We start from the raw sequence: 26,138 nt of genomic DNA on the forward strand, positions 1-26,138 counted from the left end.
AGATTCGTGTTGTTCGATGTAGGTTGTGGGTGGACTCTGGGCAAAGTCGGTTATCGGGAGAAGAGGCAGGTCCACTGACCATCCACCTTGGGTGCGAAGCCGTCGTTCCTGGTGGACCTCATTGGAGCAAAGACCGCTCAAGAATCGGGGGCATGCATCCCGATCCCGGCCCTCGCCACCGACGCGGCGATGTCGGCAATCGACCGGAACAGGATCAGCGGATCGTCGTTGGACGGCAGAAACCCGCGCCGCTGCCAGAACAAAGCGGCCTCGGGATCGATGGCATTGACCATCAGGGCGCGGCCACCGATCAATCGGGCACCCTGGACGCAGCGGATCAAGGCGTGGCGGAGAAGACCGGTTCCGATACCATGCCCCGCCCAGTCGAGATCGGTCGCCAACTGCCCCAGCAGCAGGCACGGAACCGGATCGGGCGGCTGACCGGTTTTGATCGACCGAGGTAACATCGTCGAAACGACTGCCGTGGGGGCGAGGCCGTAATACCCGACCACCCGACCGCCATCGTGAACAACCATCACCACGGTGAACCCTTTTTCCTGATTGGACAGGGCGCGGGTGCGAAGCCAGTGATCGAGCGCGGGCTTGCCGCAGGAGAACGTCGAAACGTCGTGGGTCTTGTTCAGCGGCTCCGGCGCGGACAGCGGCATGGTGTGATCAGCCTTGCCCGCTGTCCGTGTCCCACGGTGACGGGCGCTGAAGGATTTCGACCATCGACTCCACCGGCGCGGCTGGCGCGGACAACGCCGCCATGAAGGCGGCGAATCCGTCCTCGCTCATTCGCACCAGTCCGGTTTCCATCAGCGCGTCTTCGGCCGCTCGCACGGCAGCGTCGCGGACGAAATCTGTCCGCGAGCGTCCCCGTAACCGGGCCGCCCGATCAATGATCGCCAGATCGGCATCGGGCAGGCGCATCGATAACGGATGGTCTTTGCGAGGAGCGGTGACGGCCATGGTCGAAATCTCCTTTGAACCAGACCGATACGATGCTCCGATGTATCGCATTTTGCAATACATCGGAGCATCGGGGCTGGGTTTTCGCCGTCAAGGTAATGCTATCTCGGGTGACGTGGAACGTAAGCCAGTCCGTCCATTACCATCCGCCAGAACTCCGACCACCCCTCTTCCCGCAAGGTGATGTCGCAGGTTTCACCCCGTGAGCTCCCTGGGATCGGAGTCAGCACGATTTCCGCAAGCAGGCACTGAAACATCAACCGTGTGCGCCTGACATCATCGCCGACCTCGATTGCCTGGAGGGCTCGAACCAGGGTGCTCCGGATCGTCGCCTCATCCGGCAATTCGGCCGGAAGGTCGCACTGGATGTCCTGGAGGACTGTTTTCAACTGGTTCTGCAGGACGAGGATGCGCTGGGTCGCACTCTCGGTATCGACGCCACGCTCAACGGCATCCAGCAGGCGTTCGATCCGGGCCAGGAGATCAGCTTCCTTCTTGCGGAGCTTCTCTCCGTGTCGGGCCTCGCGGGCGAACGCCCTGACGAGTTGGGGCCGCAACGCCTGCCCGCCCCTCAGTCGCTCGTAAAGAGCTTCAAACACCGCCGTCATCAGCACCGGCTCCCGCGTTCCCCGCGAGTTGCGGCACTTCTTGGCATAGCGATGGGTCGAGCAGAGATAGCGCGAATTGTTGGCCAGCGACTTTGAACCGCCACACCAGCCGCATTTGACCCAACCGGTCAAAGCGTGCTGGTTGTGGACGGTCAGGATTCGGGGCTCCTCCGGCTCCTGCTTTTTCTGACCAGGCGGCTTGCGCAGGTCCATCTCGCGCACGGCGGTCCACATCTCGTCGGAAACGATCCGCAAATGGGGGACGTCCACCTTGGTCCATTCGGATTCCGGATTGAGGATGAACCGCTTCCGGTTGGTGACCGGATCACGGACCACATGGGACCGATTGAAGATCAGCTTTCCCAGGTAGATTTCGTTGCGCAGGATGCCTTCCTGCTTTTTGGCTCCGCCCATCAGGGCGTTACGCTTCCACAGCCCGCCATTGGGAGCCGGAATGCCATCGCGGTTCAATCCCTCGACAATTTGCAAGACCGTCCGACCGCCGATGAATTCCTCATAGACCCGGCGGATCACCACTGCCGCCGCCGCGTCGATCTCGCGCACGCCATTGACGTTGCGCCCCTTCGCGTCAACCACACCTCGCACGACCTTGTAGCCATAGGCACAGGACGAGGCGGCGAACCCCGCCGCGATCCGGGCCCGGTGTCCGCGTTTGACTTTGGACTTCATGTCGCGCAGGAACAGGGCGTTCATCGTCCCCTTCAGCCCGATATGCAGTTCGGTGATCCGGCCCTCATGAGCGGTCCAGATACCCACCCCATGATAGCTCAATGTCTCATAGACGCTCGCGATGTCCTTTAACGAGCGAGACAGGCGATCGAGCCCTTCAGCCACCACTAGGTCGATCCGACCGGCCTTGGCCGCCGCCAGGAGCCGATTGAATCCCGGGCGCTCCATCGTTGCACCGGAGATCGCCGCGTCGGAAAAAACCAAAGCCTGATCCGGGTCGCTTTGCAGTTGGTCCGCAACGATCCGACAACACAGGTCGATCTGGTCATCAACTGAAGATGGGTTTTGAAGGTCACTCGAATAGCGAGCATAGATCGCAATTCGACGAGGGATATCTGGCTTCATAAAAATGGTTATCACAACGCCAGTTCAGTCGTGCAATATGATTACCGGCAGACTATGACCTATGTTTGTCATTCCCTATCTTTCCCTAAATTTTCCGTAGTTTCCCTTACTTGAGCCGAACATTCTCCTGTCGTGCTTGGGCAGGATAGGCGTGGTGGGCCCACCACGCGTCGCCCCTTGGGGGCTCTGGGCTTATTCGCACCCTTCGGGGGCTCAACGCGAAGACGGCGGGCCTTACGGCCTGATCGGTCTGGCCGTCGGCAGAAGGACGCCTCCGGAAACCCATGCGGGACGGCACTCCCTCTTCGTCCTGCTCCATTCGCTGCCGGCAAATGTTTGCCTCGGGCCGCCCCCGATGGGTCGCTCCCCTTACACGTCCTGATGGACCAATTCGGCGTGCGACTTGGAGTTCCGACACGGCCTCTCGGGCGACCCTCCGAATCTCCATCGGCACTCTTTTTGTGCACTATTTACCTGATATTTGCGCATAAATTTATCCCAATAATCGAGTATGCGCGGCATATTAATCGTATTACATGATACAATGTGACGAAATGCAATTTAATGGGTTGATTATAATGCGCCTTATAGCTATGATTGCGTCACCGCTATTTACCAAAATGTTTAATAGCGCCATGAAATGGCGCACGATTTTAAAATGTTATGGGGGTAATATGCCACTACGTATTGCAAACTGGAACGTATACAACGGCACCCTCGCCGGGATGACGCCAGATGCGCGGATGACGGCATTTGCCGCATACTGTGCAACTGTCAATGTGGATGTTATCGGGTTCCAAGAGGTGCCGACCGGCGCCCTGGCCATTGCCGCGCCCGGTTGGACCACGCTTTCGATGAATTCGGAATACCCGCCGACCCCGGCCAATCCCGCCCCGGCCAGCGCGACCACAGTCGGCTATGTGGTGCTCTACAACGCGGCACGGGTGGTTCCGACCACAGCCCTTGACTTCCTCATGCCGACAAATTTTGTGCCCCTGCGGGGCGCCGCACAATCGCGGCCGCCGGTGGCCTGTTCGATACGCAACGTCGCCAATACGGCCAACTGCCGCTTTTCGGTCTGGCACAACGAAGCCGGTGCACGGGCGACCTTGAGCATGGCCGGGCTGCATAACACCTATATCGGCACAGCGACGACGGATGTGATCGTCGGGGACTTCAATGTTCCGGCCCAGACTGCGCTGCGCAATCCCTTCTTTCCCGGATGGAATGCGGTGACCGACAACCTTGACGCCATCCTGAGCAACGTGGGCGTGCAGGACGTCGCCATCCCCGCGCCCTTCAAAAGCGATGTTCATTTCGCCATGATCGCCGAAATCGACCTGGGGTGGTAGGAGAGCTTTCATGCCCACATTATTGTTGCATCTGCAATTTCTCCAAACCTTCGTCGTTGTCGCCGGAGCGAACGGTCAGTCCTATGCCACCATCCGCTGGCTACTGGCCTATCGCGATGCGCTGCTGCCCACTTCAGTGGCCTTTATCAGCAACGTGACCGGGGCATTGGCCCTGATCAACACGGGGTTCGCGAAGAACTACAATCCCAACTTCCTGGCCCTGCTCGGCCGCTTGCCGGGCACCACTCCGGTCTTGCTGGCCGACATTTTCGAGAAGCTGAAAATCGACCGCACCGACACCTGGACAGCGGCTGGCTCCGAGTTGCAGGCCCTTATGAGCGATCTGTCCACTGCTTATAACGGTTGTGCCCAGACCGGAGCCTGGGGCCGGGGCCTGCCCGATGCCCCGTTCGACGCCACGGCCATCGTCGGCACACTGGGCAATGTCATGGGATTGAGCGGCACCGGCGTACAACTCCCCTACCTGGCGTCCGAGGCGGACGTCGCCCCGCCGGCGCCAATCTGAACCGCCCCCGTCCAAGCCGCGCATCCCGGCCTCGATCCGTTCCCCGCACCTGCGGGGATGAACCGTGCACGAAATACTGCCGGGGATGCCCCCATGACCGTTCCCCGCACCTGCGGGGATGAACCGGCGTCGATGCGGGCGAATTCCTCGGCCCAGGCCCGTTCCCCGCGCCTGCGGGGATGAACCAGCCCTCCCCAGATAAGCACCGACATCAGGCGGCGGACCGGACCTCCGTCATTCCTTTCGCCGGTGCCCGCAACCGCTTGTCCAGAACCTCGATCCGTTTCTCCAGATCGGCCATGGCCGCCACCAAGGTCTCGGTCACCATGGTCAGAACCTCGTCTCTCGCCACCGGATTCGGCGACAGAGCCTTCTTCGCTCAACGCGCGTCAGGGCACACCACCGCAAAACCCTGTGGCCGCAAACCGTGCCACAGAAACGGCGTCATCGAGCCGCTCTCCCTTGCCTTATTCTCCAATCCGATCATCGCTGATCGCACTGGGGAGAGCAGCCCCCCGGACTACCGCATGTCTTAATGCGCGAAGATGTCTTCCTCGGGCCAACCGGCCAGATCGAGCTCGGCGCGGTCGGGCAGGAAGTCGAAGCAGGCCCGCGCCAGCTCGGTGCGGCCTTCGCGCGCCAGCAAATCGTCGAGGCGGGCGCGCATCTGGTGCAGATACAGCACGTCCGAGGCGGCATAGGCAATCTGTTCCTCGGTCAGGGAGGGCGCGCCCCAATCCGAGCATTGCTGCTGCTTCGACAGCTCGATTCCGACCAAGTCGCGGCACAGATCCTTGAGGCCGTGGCGGTCGGTGTTGGTGCGGGTCAGCCGCGACGCGATCTTGGTGCAATAGACCGGCTGGCAGCGCACGCCGAAATGGCGGCGGATCATCGCCAGATCGAAGCGGGCGAAGTGGAACAGCTTGGTGACCGTGGGATCGGCGAACAGCCGGGTCAGGTTGGGCGAGTTCCAGCGCGGTTCGGGGAAATGGACGATATGAGCGTTGCCGTCGCCAGACGACAATTGCACCACGCACAGGCGGTCGCGATGCAGATTCAGCCCCATTGTCTCGGTGTCGATGGCGACCACCGGGCCGAGATCGAGATCGGCGGGAAGATCGTCACGGTAATAAAAAAAGGACACGGGCTGCTCCTATGAAAATCAGGGAGGAGCGGCACCGCGTCCATTTTTATCCATCCGACCTTGATCCGAAGACCAAGGCGATGGTGCCCAGGAGAAGACTCGAACTTCCACGACCTTTCGGCCACTAGAACCTGAATCTAGCGCGTCTACCAATTCCGCCACCTGGGCAGGTAGCCTGCGAACGACCGCTGCCGTCCGAGGCCCAGAGAAATATTCGAGGGCGCTCTCCCTGTCAACGCTGTTTTTTACGGTTCGATAAAATCTTTTCGTCCGCTTCCGATTTCACCCGCCCTACCGCTCGCGAACCAGCCGCAGACCGATGAACGGGCATTTGACGTCGCTGTCGCTGCGCCGGGTGGTGACGCGGACCAGGGTCGGGTAATTTCCCCACGATCCGCCGCGCAGCACCCGCGACAGGCATTCGCCGCCGGTGCGGGCGCTGGCATCGGCGGGGGCTCCGGCATGGCTGTCGTGCCAGCAATCCTCGACCCATTCGTAGAGATTGCCGCTCATATCGAACAGGCCGAAGCGGTTGGCCGCCTTGGTCGCCACCGGCATCGTCGCCATTTTCGAATTGGCATTGAACCACGCCACCGCGTCGGGGGCGGTGCCGCCGCAATAGGGATCGGTGGGGTTGCCAGCGCGGCAGGCATATTCCCACTCGGCTTCGCTGGGCAGGCGGAAGGTGCCGCTGCCGCGCGTGTTCATCTTGGCGATCAAGGCGTGAGCGTCTTCCCAGGTCACCTGATCGACCGGGTAATCGTCGCCCTTGCGGAATTTCGACGGGTTGGTCTCCATCAGGCGGCTCCATTGCCCCTGAGTGATCTCGGTCCGCGACAGCCAGAAGCCGCCGACCCGGCGGGAATGGGCGGGCGACTCGGCTTCGGGGCAGCCGGGGCCCGCCCCACAGCCCATTTCAAATGTGCCGCCCGGCACCCAGACGAAGGCGATGCCGGTGGCGGGATCGGTCCAGAGCGTTCCCGCCGCCGGTTCGGCCCGCGCCGGGGTCGAGGCCGCGAGCCCTCCGGCCAGCAGCAGCGCGATCGCAACGGTTCGCAATCTCATGGGGCTCTCCTGAAAGATGGTTTCGACGAGTCTAGCGTCCTCGCCCGTCCTCGCCGCCATGACAATTCTCCATTGCCGCCAGGGCGCGGCGACGGGCGACATCGTGATCGACGATCGGCCGGGGATAGGTCCGGCCCAGGCTGAGTCCGGCCTGACGCAGCACCGCCTCGGGGGCGCGGTGCGGTTGATGGACCCAGCGGTCGGGCAGTCCGGCCAGTTCCGGGCACCAGCGGCGGACATAGGCTCCGTCGGGGTCGAATTTCTCGCCCTGAAGCGTCGGGTTGAAGATGCGGAAGAACGGAGCGGCATCGGCCCCGCACCCGGCCACCCATTGCCAACTGGCGACATTGCTGGCCGGGTCGGCATCGACCAGGGTGTCGTGGAACCATTGGGCACCGTGTTGCCACGACAGCAGCAGATCCTTGACCAGGAACGAGGCGACCACCATCCGCACCCGGTTGTGCATCCATCCGGTCGTCCACAATTCGTGCATCCCGGCATCGACCAGGGGAATGCCGGTGCGGCCCCGCTGCCACGCGCGCAGCCCGTCCGGATCGTCGCGCCAGGGAAAGGCGGCGAACTCGCCCCGGAGCGGCTGGTCGGCCAGATCGGGCTGGGTGAACAGCAGATGGGCGCAGAATTCGCGCCAGCCCAACTCGGCCAGGAAGCGGTCGAGCCCGGCTCCCTCGACCGCCTTGTCACGGGCGGCGTGAAAGGCGCGGCGGGGCGAGAGTTCGCCCAAAGCGAGATGGGGCGACAGGCGCGAGGTGCCCGCCTGACCGGGGTGGTCGCGGGCGACGGCATAGGACTCGATCCGGTGATCGAGGAAGGTCCGCAGCCGCGCTTCGGCCCCGGCTTCGCCCGGCTGCCACTCCGCCGCCAGCCCCCCGGCCCAATCCGGCTTGGTCGGCAGCAGCCCCCAGGAGTCCAGCGCGTCAGCGGAGGGCGCGTCGGGGCAGGGGCAGAGAGCGGTGGGGGCGGCGAGCGGTGGCTCGGGCGGAGGCGCGGCGAGGCAGGCGCGCCAGAACGGGGTGAAGACGCGGAACGGGGTGCCGCCCTTGGTGGCGATCTCCCACGGCTCGAACAGCAATCCGGCCTTGAACGAGCGGACCTCGATCCCCCGCTCGGTCAGGGCGGCCTTGATCCGGCTGTCGGTGGCGATTGCGTGCGGGGTATAGCGGCGGTTCCACAGCACCCGCGCGGCTCCGGTCTCGGCGATCAGCGCGCCCAGCACCGCCAGCGGTTCGCCCCGGCGCAGACAGAGCGGCGCGCCCAATTGGGCGAGATCACGACCCAGCGCCGCCAGCGAATGATGCAGCCACCAGCGGGTGGCCGCGCCGTCGGCTTCGGACTCCGGCCGCCCGGTCTCGTCGATATAGAGCGGGATCAGCGGCAATCCGCTCGCCGCCGCCTCGGCCAAAGCGGGGTTGTCGGCCAGCCTAAGGTCGCGGCGGAACCAGACGATCGCCGGTCTTGTCATCGCACCTCTCCTTCGTCACAGTGTCGCGTCCCGTCCGAACCCCCAAGGAGGACTTTAATCATGCCCGTCGCTTCCAGATCAATTTTGCCGCTGACGGCGGTCCTGGCCGTTCTTGCCGTTCCGGCGCTGGCCTCCGATGCCTCGGACGTCGCCCGCGAGACGAAGCTTCCGGTCGCGGTGGTCGAGAGCACGTTCGCCCGGGTCGATGCTTTCTACGCCGCTCCCAATGGCCCGGCCAACCGCCTGACCAGCGGCGTGGCCAAGGATCTGGCGTTGAAGGCGATCCGCAATCGGGTGTCCAACCTCGAAGACAGCGTGCCCGGCAAGTCGTCGGAAGCGGCGGCCGAGGAAAAGCACGCGACCTTGCGTGTCGTCGTCCGCACCACCCGCCACGAAACCACCGAATCGCAGGATTGCGTCGATAACCGCGTCACCGTCACCGTCTCGGAAGAACTGCCCGCGATCAAGGACGGCGGTTTCACCTTCGACAGCGTCCATCCCAAGGTCAGCACCCAGACCTGGGACATCGGCTTTTGCCGTGCGCCGCTGGCCGGGGGCGGCTGGTCCGACTGGACGCCTGGAAAGTAAGGCGCTTTAGCGCGTCACCAACTCGGCGTCGAAGCCGCCGGCGGCCCGGACCGCCTGAAGCACCGCGATCCGGTCCAGGGCCGACATCCCGGCCTTGCTCAACGCGGTCAACAGGTCGCCGACGGTGCCGCCCGGCGGAATCGTCACGCTGTGGTCGGCCTCGTCGATTTCGATCGAACTGCGCGGCACCACCACCGTCTTGCCGCCCGACGAGAACGGTGCCGGTTGCGACACTTGCGGGGTTTCCCGCACCCGGACGGTCAGGTCGCCATGGCTGATCGCCAGCGGAGCCAGCGGGATGTCGAGCCCGGCGACGACCGCCCCGGTCCGGCTGTCGATCACCACCGCGCGCCCGCCCCGATCCGGGGTCAGCAGCGCGTTCTCGGCGGTGGCGACCAGTCCTACCGCGCCATCGGGATAATCGGGCGGCACCGCGACCGCGACCGCCGCATTGTCGAGCGGGCGGGCGAGTTTCCGCCCCAATGCGCTATTGATCGCCTCGGCCAGCCGCCGGGCGGTGGTGAAATCGGGACGGCGCAGCAGAAAGCGCACCTCGCCCTCGGCCCCCAGAGTCTGGGGCAGGTCGCGTTCGATCGTCGCTCCGCCGGGAATGGTGCCGCTGCTCGGGCTGCCCCGCGTCACCGAGGCGCTGGCTCCGCCCGCCCACGATCCGGCGGCCGAGACCGGGCCTTCGGCAACGGCATAGATGCGGCGGTCGCCGCCTTCCAGCGCGGTAGGAACCAGGGTGCCGCCCGCCAGCGAGCGGGCGTCGCCGGTGGCGGCGACGGTGACATCGACCCGGCTTCCGGCGCGCAGGCCCGGGGCCAGCCGTGCCGTGACCATCACCATCGCGGAATTGCGCCCGGACGGGAAGGCTCCCCCCGGCGCGGCAGGGCGCGAATCCCCGGTTCCGGCGAGGCCGACCACCATGCCAAAGCCGGAAAAGCCCGCTTCGGCCATCCCGCCGACGCTGGCGATGTCCTTGACCCGGACCTGTTGGGCCAGAGCGGGGGCGGCCAGCAGCAGGGCGGTCAGCAGCGTCACACTGGCACGGGCGATCATGGCGGCGGTCCTTTCCCTGTCCTGCACTCTTTCCAGCCTTCCCATCATGCGCCGGGCCGGGTGGGGCGAGCCAGCCCCGGATGAGGATCACTTTGCCACAGGGTGACATCAATAGATGCTTTTCTCTCGCGATGCGCGCAGGTACACTTGCGTCGAACTGGCAGAGGGGGCACGACCGATGCACAGCGGAACCAGAGACTGCTTACCGCAGCGAGTCCAGGCAATGATGGCGGCCTTGTGCCGGGGAGCCGATTGCGATGTTCCCGCCCTGGTCGAGGATGGGTGCCGGTGCGCCGACCGCCGTCTGTGCGATCTGTGGACTGCCTGCGCCGGGATCCATCGCGCCTTTGCCGTCGCCGAGGCTCGGGGTTGACGCCACCGTCGCCTTCGCCGACATTGGCCCGATGTCCCTTCCTCTCGATACCATCCTGGAGGGCGATTGCATCGCCGGAATGAATCGGTTGCCAGCCGGTTCGGTCGATCTGGTCTTTGCCGATCCGCCCTATAATCTGCAACTCGGCGGCGATCTGATCCGTCCCAACGCCACCCGAGTCGATGGGGTGGACGAGGATTGGGATCGCTTCGCCGATTTTGCCGCCTACGATTGCTTTACCCGCGACTGGGTCGCGGCGGCGCGACGGGTGTTGAAGCCTGACGGCGCGCTGTGGGTGATCGGCTCGTACCACAACATCCACCGGGTCGGCACGATCCTCCAGGATCAGGGCTTCTGGCTGCTGAACGACATCGTCTGGCGCAAGACCAACCCGATGCCGAACTTCATGGGTACCCGCTTTACCAATGCCCACGAGACCCTGCTGTGGTGTGCCCGCTCGGCCGAGGCGCGGCCGACCTTCAATTACGCGACGATGAAGGCGCTGAACGACGATCTCCAGATGCGCAGCGACTGGATGTTGCCGCTGTGCATCGGGCCAGAGCGGCTAAAGACCGATGGGCGCAAGACCCACCCGACCCAAAAGCCGGAATCCCTGCTGTACCGCGTTATTCTGGCGACGACGAAGCCGGGCGACGTCGTGCTCGACCCGTTCTTCGGCACCGGCACCACCGGGGCGGCGGCGCTGAAGCTGGGGCGGCATTATGTCGGCTTCGAACGCGATCCCGACTACATCAAGGCCGCCCGGTCCCGGCTGGCCGAGATCGGTCCCGCCCCCGATCCCTCCCTGTTGCTGACGCCGTCGCGCCGCACCGAGCCGCGCATCCCGTTCGGGGCGCTGCTCGAGGCCGGGCTGCTGACGGTCGGCCAGACTTTGTTCGGAGGCGCGCGGCGGGCGCATAGCGCGATCATCGCCGCCGACGGGTCGTTGTGCAGCGGCGCCTTGCGCGGCTCGATCCACAAGGTCGGCGCCCAAGTGCAGGAGGCGCTGGCCTGCAACGGCTGGACCTTCTGGCATTACGAGGACGATAGCGGCGCTCTGTCGCCGATCGACCGGCTACGCGATCAAATCCGCGCGAACTTATAGGGCTCCTACTTCAGAACCCGGCGATAGGCGCGGGCAAGCTCGTCGGTGAGCAGGCTGCCATGGACCGGCAACAGCAGAACCGTGTTGCGGAGCGCGATCGCGCCTGCGGCGTGGTTGGGATCGGCGACGACGCGGGGCGGCAGATCGGGCCAGGATTCGACCGGCAGATGGGCCTCGCGCAGGGCGGCGAAGCGCGCCGCCGCCACCTGGGCGCTGTCGGCCCGCAGCGCCAGACGATAGGGCACTGCCGTCGCGTGGGGGAACAGCAGGCGGACGTCCTTCAGCCGGGCGACTACCTTCGCCAGCGCCTCGGCATTGTCGCGGCGGCGGCGGGCTTCCTCGGCGAGATCGACCGCCGCCAGCAGACGGCGGGCAAGATCGGTGGGTGAGATCGGCGCGGGCGGATCGGACAGCGGCGGATCGGCCTCGAAGCGCGACGGCCCGCTTTGCGGGACGAAGCGGCGCAGCGAATCCGGCACCGCGTCGTGGAACAACCGTCGTTTCAGCCAGACCCGGTCGTCCTCGGCCAGCGGCGGGCGGCCGAGCGCGCGGTCGAGATCGTCGGCCCAGTCGCGCGCGGCACCGGTCAGGCTGATCACCGCGCCCTCGGGCAGGGGGAACAGCAGGTGCGGGCTGAACAGCGCCACCTCGCCCGCGTCGCCCAGACCGGCGGCGGGGGCCAGGACATGGTCGCATTGCTCGACCAGGAGGCACTCGTGACGGGCGCACAGGGCGCGGGCCGGTTCCAGATCGACCGGCTGGCCAAAGGTGTGGACCACCACCAGGATATCGAACGGACCGCAGCGGTCGGCGACCTCCCAATCAATCTGGCCGGTCTTGGCCGAAACCGGCAAATAGGTCAGTCCGGCTCCGCTGTGGCGCAGCGGCTCCAACGCCTGACTGCCAATCCAGCCGGGCAGGGCAACCCGGGGCGAGCGACCCAGCCGTTCGGCCAGGGCGCGGGCCAGCGCCGCCAGACCATGGGCGGAGCGGTCGATCAGGCGGGCTTCGTCCTCTGGCCGCCGCCATGGCGCGATCAGCGAGGCATCGCCGAAGGCGGGACGCCGGGCGCGGGCCAGCATCCCCTGATCCAGCAACGGAAGCTGAGAAATCATCGACGGAGTCCTTCGTACCAACGGCGATCGGGGGGCGGCGGCATCGGTTACAGCGCCTCGATGGTCAGGGTTCCGGTCCAGGGAAGCTGGGGGAACAGCGACAGCACGAGCCCGGTCGCCGGGACGGACTCGCCATGGGCCAGCCAGCGGCGGCAGGGGCTGGGCAGCAGCGGGGCATCGCCCGCCGCGAGGTGAAAGCGGCGACCGCTGGCCGTGGTCAGGATCACTCCGCGCTCGGCCCGCTCGACCGCGCACGGGGTGTAGAGCCGCCGCACCACGGTATGGCGGTCGCGGCCGTCGATGCGGTCACGGATCACCACCCGGTCGCCCGAGAACAGCCAGCGCCGCTCGGTCATGCCGACATTGCGCAGGCGGCGAAAGCCGTGATGGGCCAGAGCGACGCCGCTGTCGTCCAGCGCCAGCACCGCCGGTCCGGCGATCTTGTCGCGAAAGGCGGGGGCATAGCAGGGGCGGTTGAGCGGATAGGGATCGGCCCCGTCGATCGTCAGCCCGTTATGAGCCGAGGCGGTCGCATCGGCGGCGCTGTCCGGGCCGTTGCCGAGATCGATCAGGATCGCCTCGGACTGATGATGCAGTTCGAACCCGCCGCAATCCTGGTGACCATGGCCGGACAGCGAGCCCCAGCCCTCGGGATCGGCGTGCCACAGTCCCGACCACGCCCCAAAGCGGGCCGACAGCCAGCCATCGTCGATTGCGCCGGGGCCAAGCGGAAGCCCGTCGAGCAGGGTGGCGAGGCGGTCGCGGTCGGGCCGGGGCAAGGTCGCCATCCAGCCGGAATCGCGGTCGCCGCCGGGAAGCAGACAGGCCAGATGCGCGGGCGGGGCGTCGGCGGCGATCCGCCCGATCAGCGGCAGTCCGCCCGGCAGGCAGAGATGGACCAGATGCCCGGCGGCGGCGCGCAGCCGGGCTTCGAACGGGACGGCCTCGGGCCGACCATGCGCGGTCGCCGCCAGCCAGACGTCGGCCAAAGCGCGGGTCATCAGCAGATGGTCGTGGCTGGAGCCCTCGTCCAGCATCCCGGAGGGGCGGAAGATCCGCTCGGCCTCGGACAGCATCAGCCGCGCTCCGGCATCGGTGGCGGCGGGCAGTCCCAGCGCCAGTCCCAGCCGATACAGGCCCCGCCCGTTCTTGAACAGGCGGCTGGTGGTGCGGCGCGGGCCAAAATAATCGAGCCGCGCCGCGATCGCCGGGCCATGCGCCGCCAGCACCGCCAGGGTATCGGCGGCCGGGCCGGGCAGGCCGTGGGTCTGGGCAAAGGTCAGCAGGGTCGCGGCGCGGTCGGCGGCGACATCGGCCCGCCATGCCGCCAGCGACGGGGCATCGCCGAACCGGGCTCGCCACGCCGCCCAGATCGCGCCGACCCAGCGCGGGTCGTCGCCTGGGTCCATCAGCGGCACCCAGCCAAAGCGGTGCAGGCCGCGTTCGGCTTCGGGATCGGCGAACTTCCGCTCGAACAGCGACGTCGCCGCGCCGGGCTCCAACGTCACCGTGGTGCCGGGGAGCCTAAGCCGGATCGGCCGGTCGGGCGGGCCGGGGGGGAGCGGGGGGAATGCGGCGCGGGGGGATTCCAGCGGCAATCCGGCCCAGGACGCCCCCAATACCGGGGGACGATGGGCGGTGAAGGCGGGTTCTCCCGGCGTCCGCAACAGCAGACGCGCTCCCAGCCACCGCCGCAACACGGGATCGGCGCTCAAGGAACGGGTCTTGCGGAGAAGCGCGGGAAGCATGGTCCTGCTTTTTAGCCGAGACCGGAGCCGGAAACCAGCGGGGATCGGGGGGGTATGTGCGATTGACACAAGTGCCTTTTGGACAGCGTAGATTTTGGGAAACTTCCCTATACAATCACCTCGCCGATTTTTTTGCAGCAGAGCGGATTGCCCGTGTCAAAAGAAAGACGGTAGTCGATGGTGCGCCAAAAGAATTTCCCTCCCGGTCTCGCTCTGCTAATTGGTCCTCCGCGCGGCGTTCCGCTATTTCGATCTCTTTAACCAATGCCTGACAGTCCGGTATCTTCTTTCGGTCAGCGTTGTAGGCTGGGTGAATTTTCTGAAGATATCGTTCGACATCACGTGTTGTGCAGTCTTTGTTGAAATTTTCGATATGCAAAATCAGAAAAATTTCGAAGCAAGGATTGGATCGTCCGATCCCAACATTAGAGCGCTGACATAAGGACACGGCATCCTGGTAACGGTCAGTCTCATCTCTATCAAACACGGCCCAAATTTGATCGTTTTTTTCGAATGAATCTCGAGCGTATCCACGCTTGTGGACAGCGCTGGTTGCTTTTTCAGCACAGGTGTACGCAGCGCCTGCTGGCGCAATTATTTTTAGTTCAATCAATGCGCCAGGAAAATCACGTTTGAGTGCCGAAAAATAAGCGTATTCGGTGTTTTCACCTTCACAGAAAATGAAAAAACGATGCTTGGGGTCACGAATCGCCGGTTTGCGTTTGAGTGAAAAAGAGCGATCCCGTGCCATCATTTGACCTTTAGGGCATAGGGCCAGAAAACGGAACTGCGCCGAAGCGACCTTGTAAATACCCCTTTTCTAAATTATCGCCCTTGCGTGTACGCATGTCGGTCAATGGATAAATGTGCGTTGCGCCGTCGTGATCCTTTTCCGCAAACCACACCTGATCCCGGCGTAAGTGAGCCGACCGTAATAGATTGGTGTCATGAGTAGTGGCAATCAATTGCGCACCTCGTGGGTTTGTAGATGAAGAGTTAAACAAGCCCAAGATAGACTCGCATGCCAAGGTGTGAAGGCTTGCGTTAAGCTCATCTATTACGAGAGGTGATCCGTTATCAAGGGAATTAAAAACGGACGTCATTAGTATGAGGAGGCGGCGTGTCCCTTCGCTTTCTTGGTCAAGATTAAAAAAAGCTGTGCTCCCGTCGCGTGTATTGTGTCCAAGTTTAATAATATGTTTGTGTTTACCTATCTGAATGTCAACTCCCGCTTTTTTAGCGGCGAGAGTAACTTCATTTTCAAAATTTCGCATCTCATCGGGAATATCTATGTCAATCTTTGTGTGGCATGTAACGCCAGTGTCCATTTGAGAAAGAAAGTGAATGACGCGCTGATCCATCTCTGCGTTTTGCAGCGCATTTGAAACATGCGCCGGGGATGCCGATACAGTCGTTACGCCATAAATTGAACGGAAAAAGCTGATTATCGGCAAAATTGTTTGGTGGTTATTTTGAGCGGCAGCAGATATGAAGAGGCTATTAGGTCTAGTGACTTCTTCAATAGATTTGTTTTTCCCTTTTAGATTTCTTCCGAAATCAAATTTCTGCTCATTTCGGTCAAATAAAATTTGGCGACGCCCTTTAGGGAAGGCAAACAGCCATTCTGCGGTAAAAGTGTCATCGGTGGCGATGAAACCGTAATGGTGGCGCACGCCTTCGACGACGAAGTCGATTTCGAATTGGCTTGGAGTTGACCGAAGTTCGGGGTCAAGCGCGAATGTGTGCCTGGGAACAATCCCACCTGGATCCCATTTGCTGTGTGAGAAAAGGACTGCGGAGCACATGAAGCGAAGTGCCTGGATAAAATTGCTTTTACCCGAGGCATTGGCGCCATAAATCACCGAGACCGGAAGTACATGACCATGGATTGCTGGGCAGGCGATCAATCCATCTGGATCGTCATCAATAGCTGTCGATGCAACCAGTGAAATTTCTTCGGCATCTCGGAGGGAAAGGTGATTTTTGGCCCGGAAGCGTAGCAGCATGACAAAATCACCTCCGAATGCACAGGCGTGCATTTTACGGAGGTGATTTGCAGGATTCCAGCAAAAAGAAAGCTTAGTCGGTTCCTTCCGTCTCTCCGGTCAGCCGAAGCGGACGTTGACGATCTCGTAGGATTTCGACCCGCCGGGGGTGGTGACCTCGACGGCATCGCCGACATGTTTGCCGATCAGAGCGCGGGCCAGCGGAGACTGGACCGACATTCTGCCGGATTTGATGTCGGCCTCGTGGGCGCCGACGATGGTATAGGCCACCTCGTCGTCGGAATCCTCGTCGGCCAGGGTCACGGTAGCGCCGAAGCGCACCTGATCCCCGGTCAGGGTCGAGGCGTCGATCACCTGGGCGCGGGAGATGACGTCCTCCAACTCGGCGACGCGCCCTTCGATAAAGCTCTGGCGTTCACGCGCGGCATGATACTCGGCGTTTTCCGACAGATCGCCATGTTCGCGCGCCTCTGCGATCGCACGAATCACGGCCGGACGCTCAATCGTCTTGAGTGTCCGTAATTCATCCTCCAGCTGGGCCAGCCCGGCGGGAGTCATAGGGATTTTTTCCATTAACAAACCCCGGTCAGACGGGACCGTATGGCGGTGCCCCCTGGCTGCCGCATCCTAGCCGCTCCCTAGAACGAAGACCCAAAATACGACTGCAACGGCGCTACATCAAGTGTGCCGCACCGAAGCGCTTCGATCGCCTCGACCGCGGCACGTGCACCCGCCACGGTGGTGTAGTGCGGAATGTTGTTCATCAGCGCGGTATGGCGGATCGAAAAGCTGTCCTTGACCGCCTGACTTCCCTCGGTGGTGTTGACCACCAGATGGATCTGCCCGTTCAGCATCGCATCGACGCAATGCGGCCGCCCCTCCAGCACCTTGTTGAGGATGCCGATGTCGCGGATGCCGTGCTCGCGCAGGTAACGGGCGGTTCCCTCGGTCGCCATCACGGTAAAGCCCATCCCCAGCAGGCGGCGGGCGATATCGACCATCGAGGGCTTGTCGCCTTCCTTGACCGACAGGAACACGCCGCCTTCGATCGGCAGGTTGGTTCCGGCCCCAAGCTGGCTTTTGGCGAAGGCGCGGGCGAAGTCCGAATCGATCCCCATCACTTCGCCGGTCGATTTCATTTCCGGCCCAAGCAGGATATCGACGCCGGGGAAGCGGGCGAACGGGAACACTGCTTCCTTGACCGCGACATGCTTCATCACCGGGCGGGTGGTCAGGCCGAACGAAGCCAGCGTCTCGCCCGCCATCACCCGCGCCGCGATCTTGGCAATCGGAACGCCGGTGGCCTTGGCGACGAAGGGGACGGTGCGCGAGGCGCGCGGATTGACTTCCAGGATGTAAACCACCCCGTCCTTGATCGCGTACTGGATGTTCATCAAACCGATGACGCCCAGCGCCTTGGCCAGGGCGACGGTCTGACGCTCCAATTCCTCGATGGTGGCGTGGTCGATCGAATAGGGCGGCAGCGAGCAGGCGGAATCGCCCGAATGGATGCCCGCTTCCTCGATATGCTGCATGATCCCGGCGACATAGACCTGGGTGCCGTCCGACAGCGCATCGACGTCGATCTCGATCGCGTCCTTCAGATACAGGTCGATCAGCACCGGATTGTCGCCCGACACCACCACCGCTTCGCGCATGTAGCGTTCCAGCGCTTCGTTGTCATAGACGATCTGCATCGCCCGGCCGCCCAGCACGAAGCTGGGGCGGATCACCACCGGATAGCCGATCCGCTCGGCGATCACCTTCGCCTCGTCGAGCGAGCGGGCGGTGCCGTTGGCGGGCTGCTTCAGGTTGAGATCCTGCAACAGATGCTGGAAGCGCTCGCGGTCCTCGGCCAGATCAATCGAATCCGGGCTGGTGCCCAGGATCGGAATCCCGGCCTGTTCCAGCGCGTGGGCCAGCTTCAACGGAGTCTGGCCGCCGAACTGGACGATGCAGCCCAGCACCCGTCCGTTGCGCTGCTCGACCTTGACGAGGTCGATCACCGTCTCGGCGGTCAGCGGCTCGAAATACAGCCGGTCCGAGGTGTCGTAATCGGTCGAGACCGTTTCCGGGTTGCAATTGACCATGATGGTCTCTTTGCCGGCCTCTTCGAGGGCATAGGCGGCATGGACGCAGCAATAATCGAACTCGATGCCCTGGCCGATCCGGTTCGGCCCGCCGCCCAGGATCACCACCTTGTCGCGGCCGGTCGGTTCGGATTCGCATTCCGCCGGGTTGACCCCGTCGCCCTCGTAGCAGGAATACATATAGGCGGTGGACGAGGGGAACTCGGCGGCGCAGGTGTCGATCCGCTTATAGACCGGCTTGACGTTGAACACTTCGCGGCGGAACGCGGTCTCGGTCAGGGTCTTGCCCGACAGCTGCGACAGGCGCTGATCGGAGAAGCCCATCTTCTTCAGCCGCAGCAGGCCGGGGGCGTCGATCGGCAGGCCGTGGGCGCGGACCTCTTCCTCGGCATCGATGATGCCCTTGATCTGACCCAGGAACCACTTGTCGTAGAAACAGGCGGAATGGACTTCGTCGATGGTGAGGCCAAGCCGGAACGCCTGGGCGATCACCAGGATGCGGTCGTGGCGCGGCTGGGCCAGCGCCTTCTTCACCGCGTCCTTCATGTCGCCCGCGTTCGAGCCGGGGATTTCGACATCGTCGAGACCGGTCAGCCCGGTTTCCATCGAGCGCAGGCCCTTCTGGAGGCTTTCCTGGAAGGTGCGGCCGATCGCCATCGCCTCGCCGACCGACTTCATCGAGGTGGTCAGGTTGGTATCGGCGCCGGGGAACTTTTCAAAGGTGAAGCGCGGAATCTTGGTGACGACGTAATCAATCGTCGGCTCGAACGAGGCCGGGGTGACCCCGGTGATGTCGTTGGCCAACTCGTCCAGGGTGTAGCCGACCGCCAGCTTGGCCGCGATCTTGGCGATGGGGAAGCCGGTCGCCTTCGACGCCAGCGCCGACGAGCGCGACACGCGCGGGTTCATCTCGATGACGGTCATCCGGCCGTCCTTGGGATTGACCGCGAACTGGACGTTCGATCCGCCGGTATCGACCCCGATCTCGCGCAGCACCGCGATCGAGGCGTTACGCATGATCTGGTATTCTTTGTCGGTCAGGGTCAGCGCCGGGGCAACGGTGATCGAGTCACCGGTATGCACTCCCATCGGATCGACGTTCTCGATCGAGCAGATGATGATGCAATTGTCCTTGCGGTCGCGGACGACCTCCATCTCGTACTCTTTCCAGCCGAGGACGGATTCCTCGACCAGAACCTCGTGCACCGGGCTGGCGGCAAGACCGCCCGCGACGATCTGTTCGTACTCGGCGACGTTATAGGCGATGCCGCCGCCGGTCCCGGCCAGGGTGAAGCTGGGGCGGATGATCGCGGGCAGCCCGATGATCGGCATCGCCTCGCGCGCTTCGGCCAGGGTGCGGACCAGCCGCGAACGCGGGCTGTCCAGCCCGATCTTGTCCATCGCGTCGCGGAACAGCAGCCGGTCCTCGGCCTTGGCGATGACGTCGCGCTTGGCCGCGATCATCTCGACGCCGTACTTCTCGAGCACGCCCATGTCGGCCAGCTTCATCGCGGTGTTGAGCGCGGTCTGGCCGCCCATCGTCGGCAGCAGGGCGTCGGGACGCTCCTTCTCGATGATGCGGGTGACGAAATCGGGGGTGATCGGCTCGACATAGGTCGCGTCGGCCAGCCCGGGATCGGTCATGATCGTCGCCGGGTTGGAATTGACCAGGATGACCCGGTAGCCCTCTTCCTTCAGCGCCTTGCACGCCTGAACCCCGGAATAATCGAACTCGCAGGCCTGGCCGATGACAATCGGTCCGGCGCCGATGATGAGAATGGACTTGATGTCTGTACGTTTGGGCATGGCGGCGGGTTCCCGGGTTTTCTTAATTCAGACAGACACTATTTCGACGCGGCGATCGTCTCGATGAAGCGCTCGAACAGGTAATGGGCATCCTGCGGGCCGGGGCTGGCCTCGGGATGGTACTGGACCGAGAAGACCGGCTTGCCCGCGACGGCGATGCCTTCGACCGAGCCGTCGAACAACGAGCGGTGGGTGACGGCGGTTCCGGCCGGCAGCGAGTCCTCATCGACGACGAAGCCGTGATTCTGGCTGGTGATCTCGACCTTGCCGGTCGCCAGATCCTTGACCGGATGGTTGGCGCCGCGATGGCCGGTGTCCATCTTGAAGGTCTTGGCGCCCAGCGCCAGCGCCAGCATCTGATGGCCGAGGCAGATGCCGAACATCGGGGTTCCGGCGTTCAGTACGCCCTGGATCATCGGCACGGCATAGCGGCCGGTCGCGGCGGGGTCGCCCGGACCGTTGGAGAGGAACACCCCGTCCGGCTGGTGGCGCAACACGTCCTCGGCGGTGGATTCGGCGGGCAGCACCGTCACCTTGCAGCCCGACGCGGCGAGGCAGCGCAGGATGTTGCGCTTGGCCCCGAAATCGACGGCAACGACGTGGAATTTCGGTTCGGTCTGCTGGCCATAGCCGTTGCGCAGATCCCACTCGGTCTCGGTCCAGACGTGCGACTGGGCGCAGGTCACCTCGCGGGCGAGGTCCATTCCCTTCAGGCCGGGCCATTCGGCGGCGATCTTGGCCAGCGCGGGCAGGTCGAACTGACCGTCGGGAGCGTGGGCGACCACCCCGTTGGGGGCGCCGTGGGTCCGGATGCGGCGGGTCAGGGCGCGGGTGTCGATGCCGCACAGGCCGCTGATCCCGTGCGAGATCAGCCAGTCGTTGAGCGGCTTGGCCGAGCGCCAGTTGGCGGGCTGGGTGATGTCGGCGCGCAGGATCAGGCCGCGGGCGGCGGGGGTCAGCGTTTCCAGATCCTCGGGATTGGTGCCGACATTGCCGATATGCGGGAAGGTGAAGGTGATGATCTGCCCGGCATAGGACGGATCGGTCAGCGTCTCCTGATAGCCGGTCATCGCGGTGTTGAACACCACTTCGCCGACCTGGCTGCGGGTCGCGCCGATTCCCTTGCCCCACAGCACGGTGCCGTCGGCCAGGACCAGAACCCCGGTGGCACCCGGCGGGCGCGTCGCAACGATACCCGGCCCCTCGCCGGTGGGGCTGAGTGCGGAGGCGTCAAGGTTCGGCATGATGGTTCCTTCGTCTGGCGCGGCCGCAGACAAGCGCCGGATCATCTCGCAACGCGCGGGATGCCCGGGGAACAGTTGGGCAGGGTGCGCCCGGTCGGCGGCAGGTGGTTGCGGGGCTTATAAAGAGGGCCAGGAGGGAAGTCAAGCCTTCCCGTGTCCGGGTAAAATCCACAAGATTTCAACTGTTTGGCCCGGGGGTGCAGGACTTTCCTTCGGGGCCGATTTGCGCTAGCTTGTTCCCTTTCCCGCGAATAGGGGGATTGGAACGGCTGACAGGGGGATGCGATGCTGCGGCAGGAGTTGAGTGATGCGCTGAAGACGGCGATGCTGGGCAAGGACGCCCGCACGGTGTCGACGGTGCGGCTGATCCTGGCGGCGCTGAAGGATCGGGACATTGCGGCGCGGCCGAACGGGCTGGCCGATGGCATCCCCGACACGGAGATCCTCCAGATGCTCCAGTCGATGATCAAGCAGCGGCGCGAGAGCATTACCATCTACGAACAAGGTGGGCGGTTGGAACTGGCGGAACGGGAAGCCGAGGAAATCGTTATCATCGAACGCTTCCTTCCCCGTCAGATGAACGCCGACGAAGTGGCCGAAGCGATCCGGGCGGTGATCGCCGATATCGGTGCCACCGGTATCAAGGACATGGGGAGAGTGATGGCCGCGCTCAAGGAGCGCCATGCCGGTCTGATGGATTTTTCCCGCGCCAGCGTGGTGGTAAAGTCGGCCCTGGGCGGCTGACCGGGCGCAGTCCGTCGTCTTTCCCCGGTCTTTCAGCGGCGGCAACAGCAGGACACCGGCCCGATGGCCTTTCCCCCGTCCTTTCTCGAAGAGCTGCGGACCCGCCTGTCTCTGGTGTCGGTGATCGGGCGGCGGGTCAAGCTGACCCGCAAGGGCCGCGAACATTCCGGCCTGTGCCCCTTCCATAACGAAAAAAGCCCGTCCTTCACCGTCAACGAGGACAAGGGCTTTTTCCATTGCTTCGGCTGTGGGGCGCATGGCGACGTCATCGGCTTCGAGATGCGGATCTCGAACCTGCCCTTTACCGAGGCGGTCGAGCGGCTGGCGGCCGAGGCCGGGCTGGAGGTACCGCGCGCCAGCCCCGAGGAGCGTGCCCGCGAGACCCGCCGCGCCGGGCTGCACGAGGCGCTGGAAGCCGCCTGCGCCTGGTTCGAGGCCAATCTGCGCAAGCCGGGCGGGCGCGAGGGACTGGCCTATCTGCGCGGGCGCGGGCTGACCGACGAGACGATTGCCCGCTTCCGTCTCGGCTGGGCACCGGATGCGCGCGAAGCGTTGCGCTCGTCGCTGATGAGTGCCAGCCTGCCGGAAAGCCTGCTGGTCGAGGCCGGGTTGTTGCGTCGCCCCGAAGGCGGCGGTGCCGCCTTCGATTATTTCCGCGGCCGGGTGATCTTTCCGATCACCGACCGGCGCGGCCGGGTGATCGGCTTTGGCGCCCGCACCCTGGGCGACGGTCAGCCGAAATATCTGAACTCGCCCGAGACCCCGGTGTTCCACAAGGGGCACGTCCTGTTCGGGCTGGCCCTGGCCCGTCAGCCCGCCCGCGACCGGGGCGCGGTGGTGGTGGTCGAAGGCTATATGGACGTGATCGCCCTCAATCAGGCGGGCTTCACCCATGCCGTCGCGCCGCTGGGAACGGCGGTGACCGAGGCGCAGATCGAGGAATTGTGGCGTCTCGCTCCCGAGCCGACCCTGTGCCTGGACGGCGACAGCGCCGGTCAGCGGGCGATGGGCCGGGCGCTGGAGCGGGCCTTTCCGCTGTTGAAGCCGGGGCACAGCCTGCGCTTCGCGATCCTGCCCGGCGGCGACGATCCGGACTCGCTGCTGCGCGACCGGGGGGGGGCGGCGATGACCCAGGTGCTGGAGCAGGCGCGTCCGCTGGTCGAGGCGGTGTGGCGGCTGGAGGCCGAGGGCCGCGCCATCGACACCCCGGAACGTCGGGCTGCGCTGGAACAGGCCCTGATGGACCGTGCAATGTCCATTGCCGACGAAACGGTGCGCTGGCAGTACGTCCGGGCCTTTCGCGACCGGCTGTGGCAGGCGTTCCGTCCGCCGCGGCCCGCGCCCCTGCCGTGGACCGGCAAGGGCGGCCGGGCCCAGCCGGGGCGGATGCGCGGTCAGGACGGACGGCTGGTCGGAGTCGGCGCGCCTTCGGGGCTGCGGCCCCCCTACGAACGGCAGGAACGGGTGATGCTGGCCCTTGCCTTGGCGAATCCGGGGCTGGTCGAGCCGATTCACGAAGAGCTGGGACGATGCTTGTTTTCAAATGAGTCGCTTGACAACCTTCGACGCGGGATTCTAAAGCACCTTGGGACCGGGCGCGGGCTTGACGCGGACGAGCTTGCCGCCCATCTACGGGCGGATGGATTATCCCCGGTTCTGGAGTCCTTGCTGGATGCGAGCGAACGGCGAATGCACTCGGTCCGTGGCTATGACAGGATCGAGGACGCGCGGGCTCTCTGGAACGATGTCTACCACCGCTATACCCGCAAGGATTTGCAGGCAGACGTGAGCGAGGCCAACGCGCGGCTGGCTGAAGAGGCGTCGCCGGCGGCCTGGACCCGTTTCCAGGCGGTCAAACGGCAGGAACGCTCGGCATCGGCCCGCGACGACGAGGCGGCGGGGACCGAGGCCCCACCGTCCCGGACGGAATAAAATAAAGGTCAGGGGCTCTCGCCCCGGCCGGTTCGGCGTCGTCGGGGGGACGGGGCCGGAGACTTCAGGAGTAACGGTTTTCATGGCGACCAAATCGACGAATACGGCGGAAGTCTCGGAGAACCAGGACGAGTCGATGGATGGGCCTTTGCTCGACACCCTGGGGGTCGCCGTCAAGAAGATGGTGGCGCGCGGCAAGGAGCGCGGCTACGTCACCTATGACGAACTGAACGCCGCCATGCCGCCCGAGGAAGTCTCGTCCGAGCAGATCGAGGACACGATGGCGATGCTGTCGGAACTGGGCATCAACGTCGTCGAAAGCGAAGACGGCGAAGAGGCCCAGCCCGAGGGCGAGGAAGAAGCCACCGAGACCGAGGGCTATTCCGGCGCGGGCAACGTCGACGAAGAGGATCTGGGCCGCACCGACGATCCGGTCCGGATGTATCTGCGCGAAATGGGCTCGGTCGAACTGCTGAGCCGCGAGGGCGAAATCGCCATCGCCAAGCGGATCGAAGCCGGTCGCGACATGATGATCGGCGGCATCTGCGAAAGCCCGCTGACGCTGCGCGCCGTCGTCGAGTGGCACGACGCCCTGGTCGAGGGCAAGATGCTGCTGCGCGACATCATCGACCTTGACGCCACCTATGGCGCCGGTCCCGGCGGCGAATTGTCCGAAGAGGAATTGGAGCGCGGTCCGGCCGAGCCGACCGAGCCGGGCGATCCCGCCGCCCCCGTCGTCGAAGGCGAAGAGCGCGACCCCGCGCTGCCCGAGGTCGAGGGCGAGGGCGAAGCCGAGGAAGGCGAGGAAAACTCGATTTCGCTCGCCGCGATGGAATTGCAATTGCTGCCCCAGGTGCTGGAGACCTTCCAGGCGATCGCCGCCACCCATCAGAAGATGGAGAAGGTCCAGGAACAGCGCCTCGCCGCTTTGTCGAAGGGCGAGGCCGCCACCCCCGCGATCGAAAAGAAATACGACAAGCTCAAGACCGAGCTGATCAAGCTGATGCAGGGCATTCACCTCAACAATGCCCGGATCGAACATCTGGTCGAGCAGTTGAACGGGATCAACCGTCGCCTGATGACCCAGGAAGGCCGCCTGCTCCGTCTGGCCGAATCCTGCCGGATCAAGCGTCCCGACTTCCTCGACGCCTATTACGGCTCGGAACTGGCCCCCAATTGGGTCGAGCATGTCGCGGTGCGCGGCAAGCATTGGAAAGAATTCTCGGCCCGCCACGCCACCGAGATCGCCGATATCCGCGCCACCATTTCGCGGATTTCGGGCGAGTCCGGGCTGCCGATCACCGAATATCGTCGCATCGTCCAGACGGTGCAGAGGGGCGAGCGCGAGGCCAGCAAGGCCAAGAAGGAAATGATCGAGGCTAATCTCCGCCTCGTCATCTCGATCGCGAAGAAATACACCAACCGTGGCCTGCAATTCCTCGACCTGATCCAGGAAGGCAATATCGGCCTGATGAAGGCGGTCGATAAGTTCGAATACCGCCGCGGCTATAAGTTCTCGACCTATGCGACGTGGTGGATTCGTCAGGCGATCACTCGCTCGATCGCCGATCAGGCCCGCACCATCCGCATCCCGGTCCACATGATCGAGACGATCAACAAGCTGGTCCGCACCTCGCGCCAGATGCTGCACGAGATCGGCCGCGAGCCGACCCCGGAAGAGCTGGCCGAAAAGCTCAGCATGCCGCTGGAAAAAGTCCGCAAGGTGCTGAAGATCGCCAAGGAGCCGATTTCGCTCGAAACCCCGATTGGCGACGAGGAGGATTCCCACCTCGGCGACTTCATCGAGGACAAGAATGCGGTGCTGCCGCTCGATGCCGCGATCCAGGCCAACCTGCGCGAAACCACCACCCGCGTGCTGGCCAGCCTGACGCCCCGCGAAGAGCGGGTGCTGCGGATGCGCTTTGGCATCGGCATGAATACCGACCACACCCTCGAAGAGGTCGGGCAGCAATTCAGCGTCACCCGCGAACGTATCCGTCAGATCGAAGCCAAGGCGCTGCGCAAGCTGAAGCATCCGTCGCGTTCGCGCAAGCTGCGGAGCTTCCTCGATACCTAGCGTGGA

The 26,138-nt window shown here is 64.3% G+C and carries 22 protein-coding genes and 1 tRNA gene; 8 read left to right on the forward strand and 15 right to left on the reverse strand.

Annotated features, from left to right (window positions below):
• Positions 1-137 precede the first annotated feature (137 nt).
• The 3 genes from BLW40_RS03560 to BLW40_RS03570 form a co-directional block, all read right to left on the reverse strand.
• Positions 138-668 (reverse strand): GNAT family N-acetyltransferase, encoded by a 531-nt coding sequence (locus tag BLW40_RS03560; protein ID WP_074765592.1) that lies wholly within the window; start codon positions 666-668, stop codon positions 138-140.
• Between the two features lie 7 nt (positions 669-675).
• Positions 676-972 (reverse strand): type II toxin-antitoxin system TacA family antitoxin, encoded by a 297-nt coding sequence (locus BLW40_RS03565; RefSeq protein ID WP_074765594.1) that lies wholly within the window; start codon positions 970-972, stop codon positions 676-678.
• Positions 973-1,073: 101 nt separating this feature from the next.
• Positions 1,074-2,675: a recombinase family protein gene (locus tag BLW40_RS03570; protein WP_074765595.1), complete on the reverse strand. Its 1,602-nt coding sequence runs from the start codon at positions 2,673-2,675 to the stop codon at positions 1,074-1,076.
• Between the two features lie 674 nt (positions 2,676-3,349).
• On the opposite strand from BLW40_RS03570, the gene BLW40_RS03575 reads away from it, so the two are divergent.
• Positions 3,350-4,027, forward strand: a complete 678-nt coding sequence (locus tag BLW40_RS03575; protein ID WP_139305474.1) for an endonuclease/exonuclease/phosphatase family protein — start codon at positions 3,350-3,352, stop codon at positions 4,025-4,027.
• A gap of 10 nt (positions 4,028-4,037) precedes the next feature.
• Positions 4,038-4,553 carry a hypothetical protein gene (locus tag BLW40_RS03580; protein WP_139305475.1) on the forward strand — a complete coding sequence of 172 codons (516 nt, stop codon included), beginning with the start codon at positions 4,038-4,040 and terminating at the stop codon, positions 4,551-4,553.
• Between the two features lie 532 nt (positions 4,554-5,085).
• On the opposite strand, the gene BLW40_RS03585 is transcribed toward BLW40_RS03580, so the two are convergent.
• The 4 genes from BLW40_RS03585 to BLW40_RS03600 all read right to left on the reverse strand — a co-directional run bounded on the left by BLW40_RS03585 (position 5,086) and on the right by BLW40_RS03600 (position 8,242).
• The gene (locus tag BLW40_RS03585) at positions 5,086-5,697 is read right to left on the reverse strand and encodes a ribonuclease D (RefSeq protein ID WP_074765600.1); all 612 of its coding nucleotides are present in this window, start codon (positions 5,695-5,697) and stop codon (positions 5,086-5,088) included.
• Positions 5,698-5,778: 81 nt separating this feature from the next.
• A tRNA-Leu gene (locus BLW40_RS03590) sits at positions 5,779-5,865 on the reverse strand.
• 123 nt (positions 5,866-5,988) lie between these two features.
• Positions 5,989-6,762: a formylglycine-generating enzyme family protein gene (locus BLW40_RS03595; protein WP_170834515.1), complete on the reverse strand. Its 774-nt coding sequence runs from the start codon at positions 6,760-6,762 to the stop codon at positions 5,989-5,991.
• 31 nt (positions 6,763-6,793) lie between these two features.
• Positions 6,794-8,242: a cryptochrome/photolyase family protein gene (locus tag BLW40_RS03600; RefSeq protein ID WP_074765602.1), complete on the reverse strand. Its 1,449-nt coding sequence runs from the start codon at positions 8,240-8,242 to the stop codon at positions 6,794-6,796.
• A 60-nt stretch (positions 8,243-8,302) separates the two neighbouring features.
• On the opposite strand from BLW40_RS03600, the gene BLW40_RS03605 reads away from it, so the two are divergent.
• Positions 8,303-8,830: a hypothetical protein gene (locus tag BLW40_RS03605; protein ID WP_074765605.1), complete on the forward strand. Its 528-nt coding sequence runs from the start codon at positions 8,303-8,305 to the stop codon at positions 8,828-8,830.
• A gap of 6 nt (positions 8,831-8,836) precedes the next feature.
• Here the strand turns inward: BLW40_RS03605 and BLW40_RS03610 are convergent, their stop codons facing one another.
• A complete protein-coding gene (locus BLW40_RS03610) occupies positions 8,837-9,892 on the reverse strand; it encodes a flagellar basal body P-ring protein FlgI (RefSeq protein WP_074765607.1) in 1,056 nt (351 codons plus the stop codon).
• Between the two features lie 223 nt (positions 9,893-10,115).
• Between BLW40_RS03610 and BLW40_RS17585 the strand changes: the two genes are divergently transcribed.
• Both BLW40_RS17585 and BLW40_RS03615 read left to right on the forward strand, forming a co-directional pair.
• The gene (locus BLW40_RS17585; RefSeq protein ID WP_170834516.1) at positions 10,116-10,265 is read left to right on the forward strand and encodes a hypothetical protein; all 150 of its coding nucleotides are present in this window, start codon (positions 10,116-10,118) and stop codon (positions 10,263-10,265) included.
• A 31-nt stretch (positions 10,266-10,296) separates the two neighbouring features.
• A complete protein-coding gene (locus tag BLW40_RS03615) occupies positions 10,297-11,370 on the forward strand; it encodes a site-specific DNA-methyltransferase (protein ID WP_074765819.1) in 1,074 nt (357 codons plus the stop codon).
• 5 nt (positions 11,371-11,375) lie between these two features.
• Here the strand turns inward: BLW40_RS03615 and BLW40_RS17305 are convergent, their stop codons facing one another.
• The 7 genes from BLW40_RS17305 to carA form a co-directional block, all read right to left on the reverse strand.
• Entirely contained in the window at positions 11,376-12,485 is a 1,110-nt protein-coding gene (locus tag BLW40_RS17305) for a PLP-dependent aminotransferase family protein (protein ID WP_074765609.1), read from the reverse strand.
• A gap of 47 nt (positions 12,486-12,532) precedes the next feature.
• On the reverse strand, positions 12,533-14,233 hold the full coding sequence (locus BLW40_RS03625) for a heparinase II/III domain-containing protein (protein ID WP_074765611.1): 1,701 nt from the start codon (positions 14,231-14,233) through the stop codon (positions 12,533-12,535).
• A gap of 115 nt (positions 14,234-14,348) precedes the next feature.
• Complete coding sequence (locus BLW40_RS03630) at positions 14,349-14,987, reverse strand: RloB family protein (RefSeq protein WP_074765613.1); 639 nt, start codon at positions 14,985-14,987, stop codon at positions 14,349-14,351.
• A 7-nt stretch (positions 14,988-14,994) separates the two neighbouring features.
• Positions 14,995-16,239 (reverse strand): AAA family ATPase, encoded by a 1,245-nt coding sequence (locus BLW40_RS03635; protein WP_074765615.1) that lies wholly within the window; start codon positions 16,237-16,239, stop codon positions 14,995-14,997.
• Between the two features lie 99 nt (positions 16,240-16,338).
• Positions 16,339-16,812 (reverse strand): transcription elongation factor GreA, encoded by a 474-nt coding sequence (greA, locus tag BLW40_RS03640; protein WP_074765617.1) that lies wholly within the window; start codon positions 16,810-16,812, stop codon positions 16,339-16,341.
• Positions 16,813-16,877: 65 nt separating this feature from the next.
• Entirely contained in the window at positions 16,878-20,135 is a 3,258-nt protein-coding gene (gene carB, locus BLW40_RS03645) for a carbamoyl-phosphate synthase large subunit (RefSeq protein WP_074765619.1), read from the reverse strand.
• A gap of 38 nt (positions 20,136-20,173) precedes the next feature.
• Entirely contained in the window at positions 20,174-21,379 is a 1,206-nt protein-coding gene (gene carA, locus BLW40_RS03650; protein ID WP_139305476.1) for a glutamine-hydrolyzing carbamoyl-phosphate synthase small subunit, read from the reverse strand.
• Positions 21,380-21,664: 285 nt separating this feature from the next.
• On the opposite strand from carA, the gene BLW40_RS03655 reads away from it, so the two are divergent.
• The 3 genes from BLW40_RS03655 (at position 21,665) to rpoD (ending at position 26,132) form a co-directional block, all read left to right on the forward strand.
• Positions 21,665-22,123 (forward strand): GatB/YqeY domain-containing protein, encoded by a 459-nt coding sequence (locus tag BLW40_RS03655; RefSeq protein WP_074765621.1) that lies wholly within the window; start codon positions 21,665-21,667, stop codon positions 22,121-22,123.
• A 63-nt stretch (positions 22,124-22,186) separates the two neighbouring features.
• Positions 22,187-24,055, forward strand: coding sequence for a DNA primase (dnaG, locus tag BLW40_RS03660; RefSeq protein ID WP_074765623.1), 1,869 nt, complete (start codon positions 22,187-22,189; stop codon positions 24,053-24,055).
• A gap of 82 nt (positions 24,056-24,137) precedes the next feature.
• On the forward strand, positions 24,138-26,132 hold the full coding sequence (gene rpoD / locus BLW40_RS03665; protein ID WP_074765625.1) for an RNA polymerase sigma factor RpoD: 1,995 nt from the start codon (positions 24,138-24,140) through the stop codon (positions 26,130-26,132).
• The last annotated feature ends 6 nt before the right edge of the window (positions 26,133-26,138 follow it).

It is taken from the genome of Magnetospirillum fulvum, from assembly GCF_900108475.1.
Taxonomy (GTDB): domain Bacteria; phylum Pseudomonadota; class Alphaproteobacteria; order Rhodospirillales; family Magnetospirillaceae; genus Phaeospirillum; species Phaeospirillum fulvum_A.

Coding starts and splice junctions, on each gene's coding strand:
- carA (WP_139305476.1), bottom strand. CDS start 21,379: ATGCCGAACCTTGACGCCTCCGCACTCAGCCCCACCGGCGAGGGGCCG.
- BLW40_RS03630 (WP_074765613.1), bottom strand. CDS start 14,987: ATGATGGCACGGGATCGCTCTTTTTCACTCAAACGCAAACCGGCGATT.
- BLW40_RS03615 (WP_074765819.1), top strand. CDS start 10,297: ATGTCCCTTCCTCTCGATACCATCCTGGAGGGCGATTGCATCGCCGGA.
- BLW40_RS17305 (WP_074765609.1), bottom strand. CDS start 12,485: ATGATTTCTCAGCTTCCGTTGCTGGATCAGGGGATGCTGGCCCGCGCC.
- BLW40_RS03575 (WP_139305474.1), top strand. CDS start 3,350: ATGCCACTACGTATTGCAAACTGGAACGTATACAACGGCACCCTCGCC.
- BLW40_RS03635 (WP_074765615.1), bottom strand. CDS start 16,239: ATGCTGCTACGCTTCCGGGCCAAAAATCACCTTTCCCTCCGAGATGCC.
- dnaG (WP_074765623.1), top strand. CDS start 22,187: ATGGCCTTTCCCCCGTCCTTTCTCGAAGAGCTGCGGACCCGCCTGTCT.
- rpoD (WP_074765625.1), top strand. CDS start 24,138: ATGGCGACCAAATCGACGAATACGGCGGAAGTCTCGGAGAACCAGGAC.
- greA (WP_074765617.1), bottom strand. CDS start 16,812: ATGGAAAAAATCCCTATGACTCCCGCCGGGCTGGCCCAGCTGGAGGAT.
- BLW40_RS03625 (WP_074765611.1), bottom strand. CDS start 14,233: ATGCTTCCCGCGCTTCTCCGCAAGACCCGTTCCTTGAGCGCCGATCCC.
- carB (WP_074765619.1), bottom strand. CDS start 20,135: ATGCCCAAACGTACAGACATCAAGTCCATTCTCATCATCGGCGCCGGA.
- BLW40_RS03655 (WP_074765621.1), top strand. CDS start 21,665: ATGCTGCGGCAGGAGTTGAGTGATGCGCTGAAGACGGCGATGCTGGGC.
- BLW40_RS03610 (WP_074765607.1), bottom strand. CDS start 9,892: ATGATCGCCCGTGCCAGTGTGACGCTGCTGACCGCCCTGCTGCTGGCC.
- BLW40_RS03600 (WP_074765602.1), bottom strand. CDS start 8,242: ATGACAAGACCGGCGATCGTCTGGTTCCGCCGCGACCTTAGGCTGGCC.
- BLW40_RS17585 (WP_170834516.1), top strand. CDS start 10,116: ATGATGGCGGCCTTGTGCCGGGGAGCCGATTGCGATGTTCCCGCCCTG.
- BLW40_RS03560 (WP_074765592.1), bottom strand. CDS start 668: ATGCCGCTGTCCGCGCCGGAGCCGCTGAACAAGACCCACGACGTTTCG.
- BLW40_RS03570 (WP_074765595.1), bottom strand. CDS start 2,675: ATGAAGCCAGATATCCCTCGTCGAATTGCGATCTATGCTCGCTATTCG.
- BLW40_RS03605 (WP_074765605.1), top strand. CDS start 8,303: ATGCCCGTCGCTTCCAGATCAATTTTGCCGCTGACGGCGGTCCTGGCC.
- BLW40_RS03595 (WP_170834515.1), bottom strand. CDS start 6,762: ATGAGATTGCGAACCGTTGCGATCGCGCTGCTGCTGGCCGGAGGGCTC.
- BLW40_RS03565 (WP_074765594.1), bottom strand. CDS start 972: ATGGCCGTCACCGCTCCTCGCAAAGACCATCCGTTATCGATGCGCCTG.
- BLW40_RS03580 (WP_139305475.1), top strand. CDS start 4,038: ATGCCCACATTATTGTTGCATCTGCAATTTCTCCAAACCTTCGTCGTT.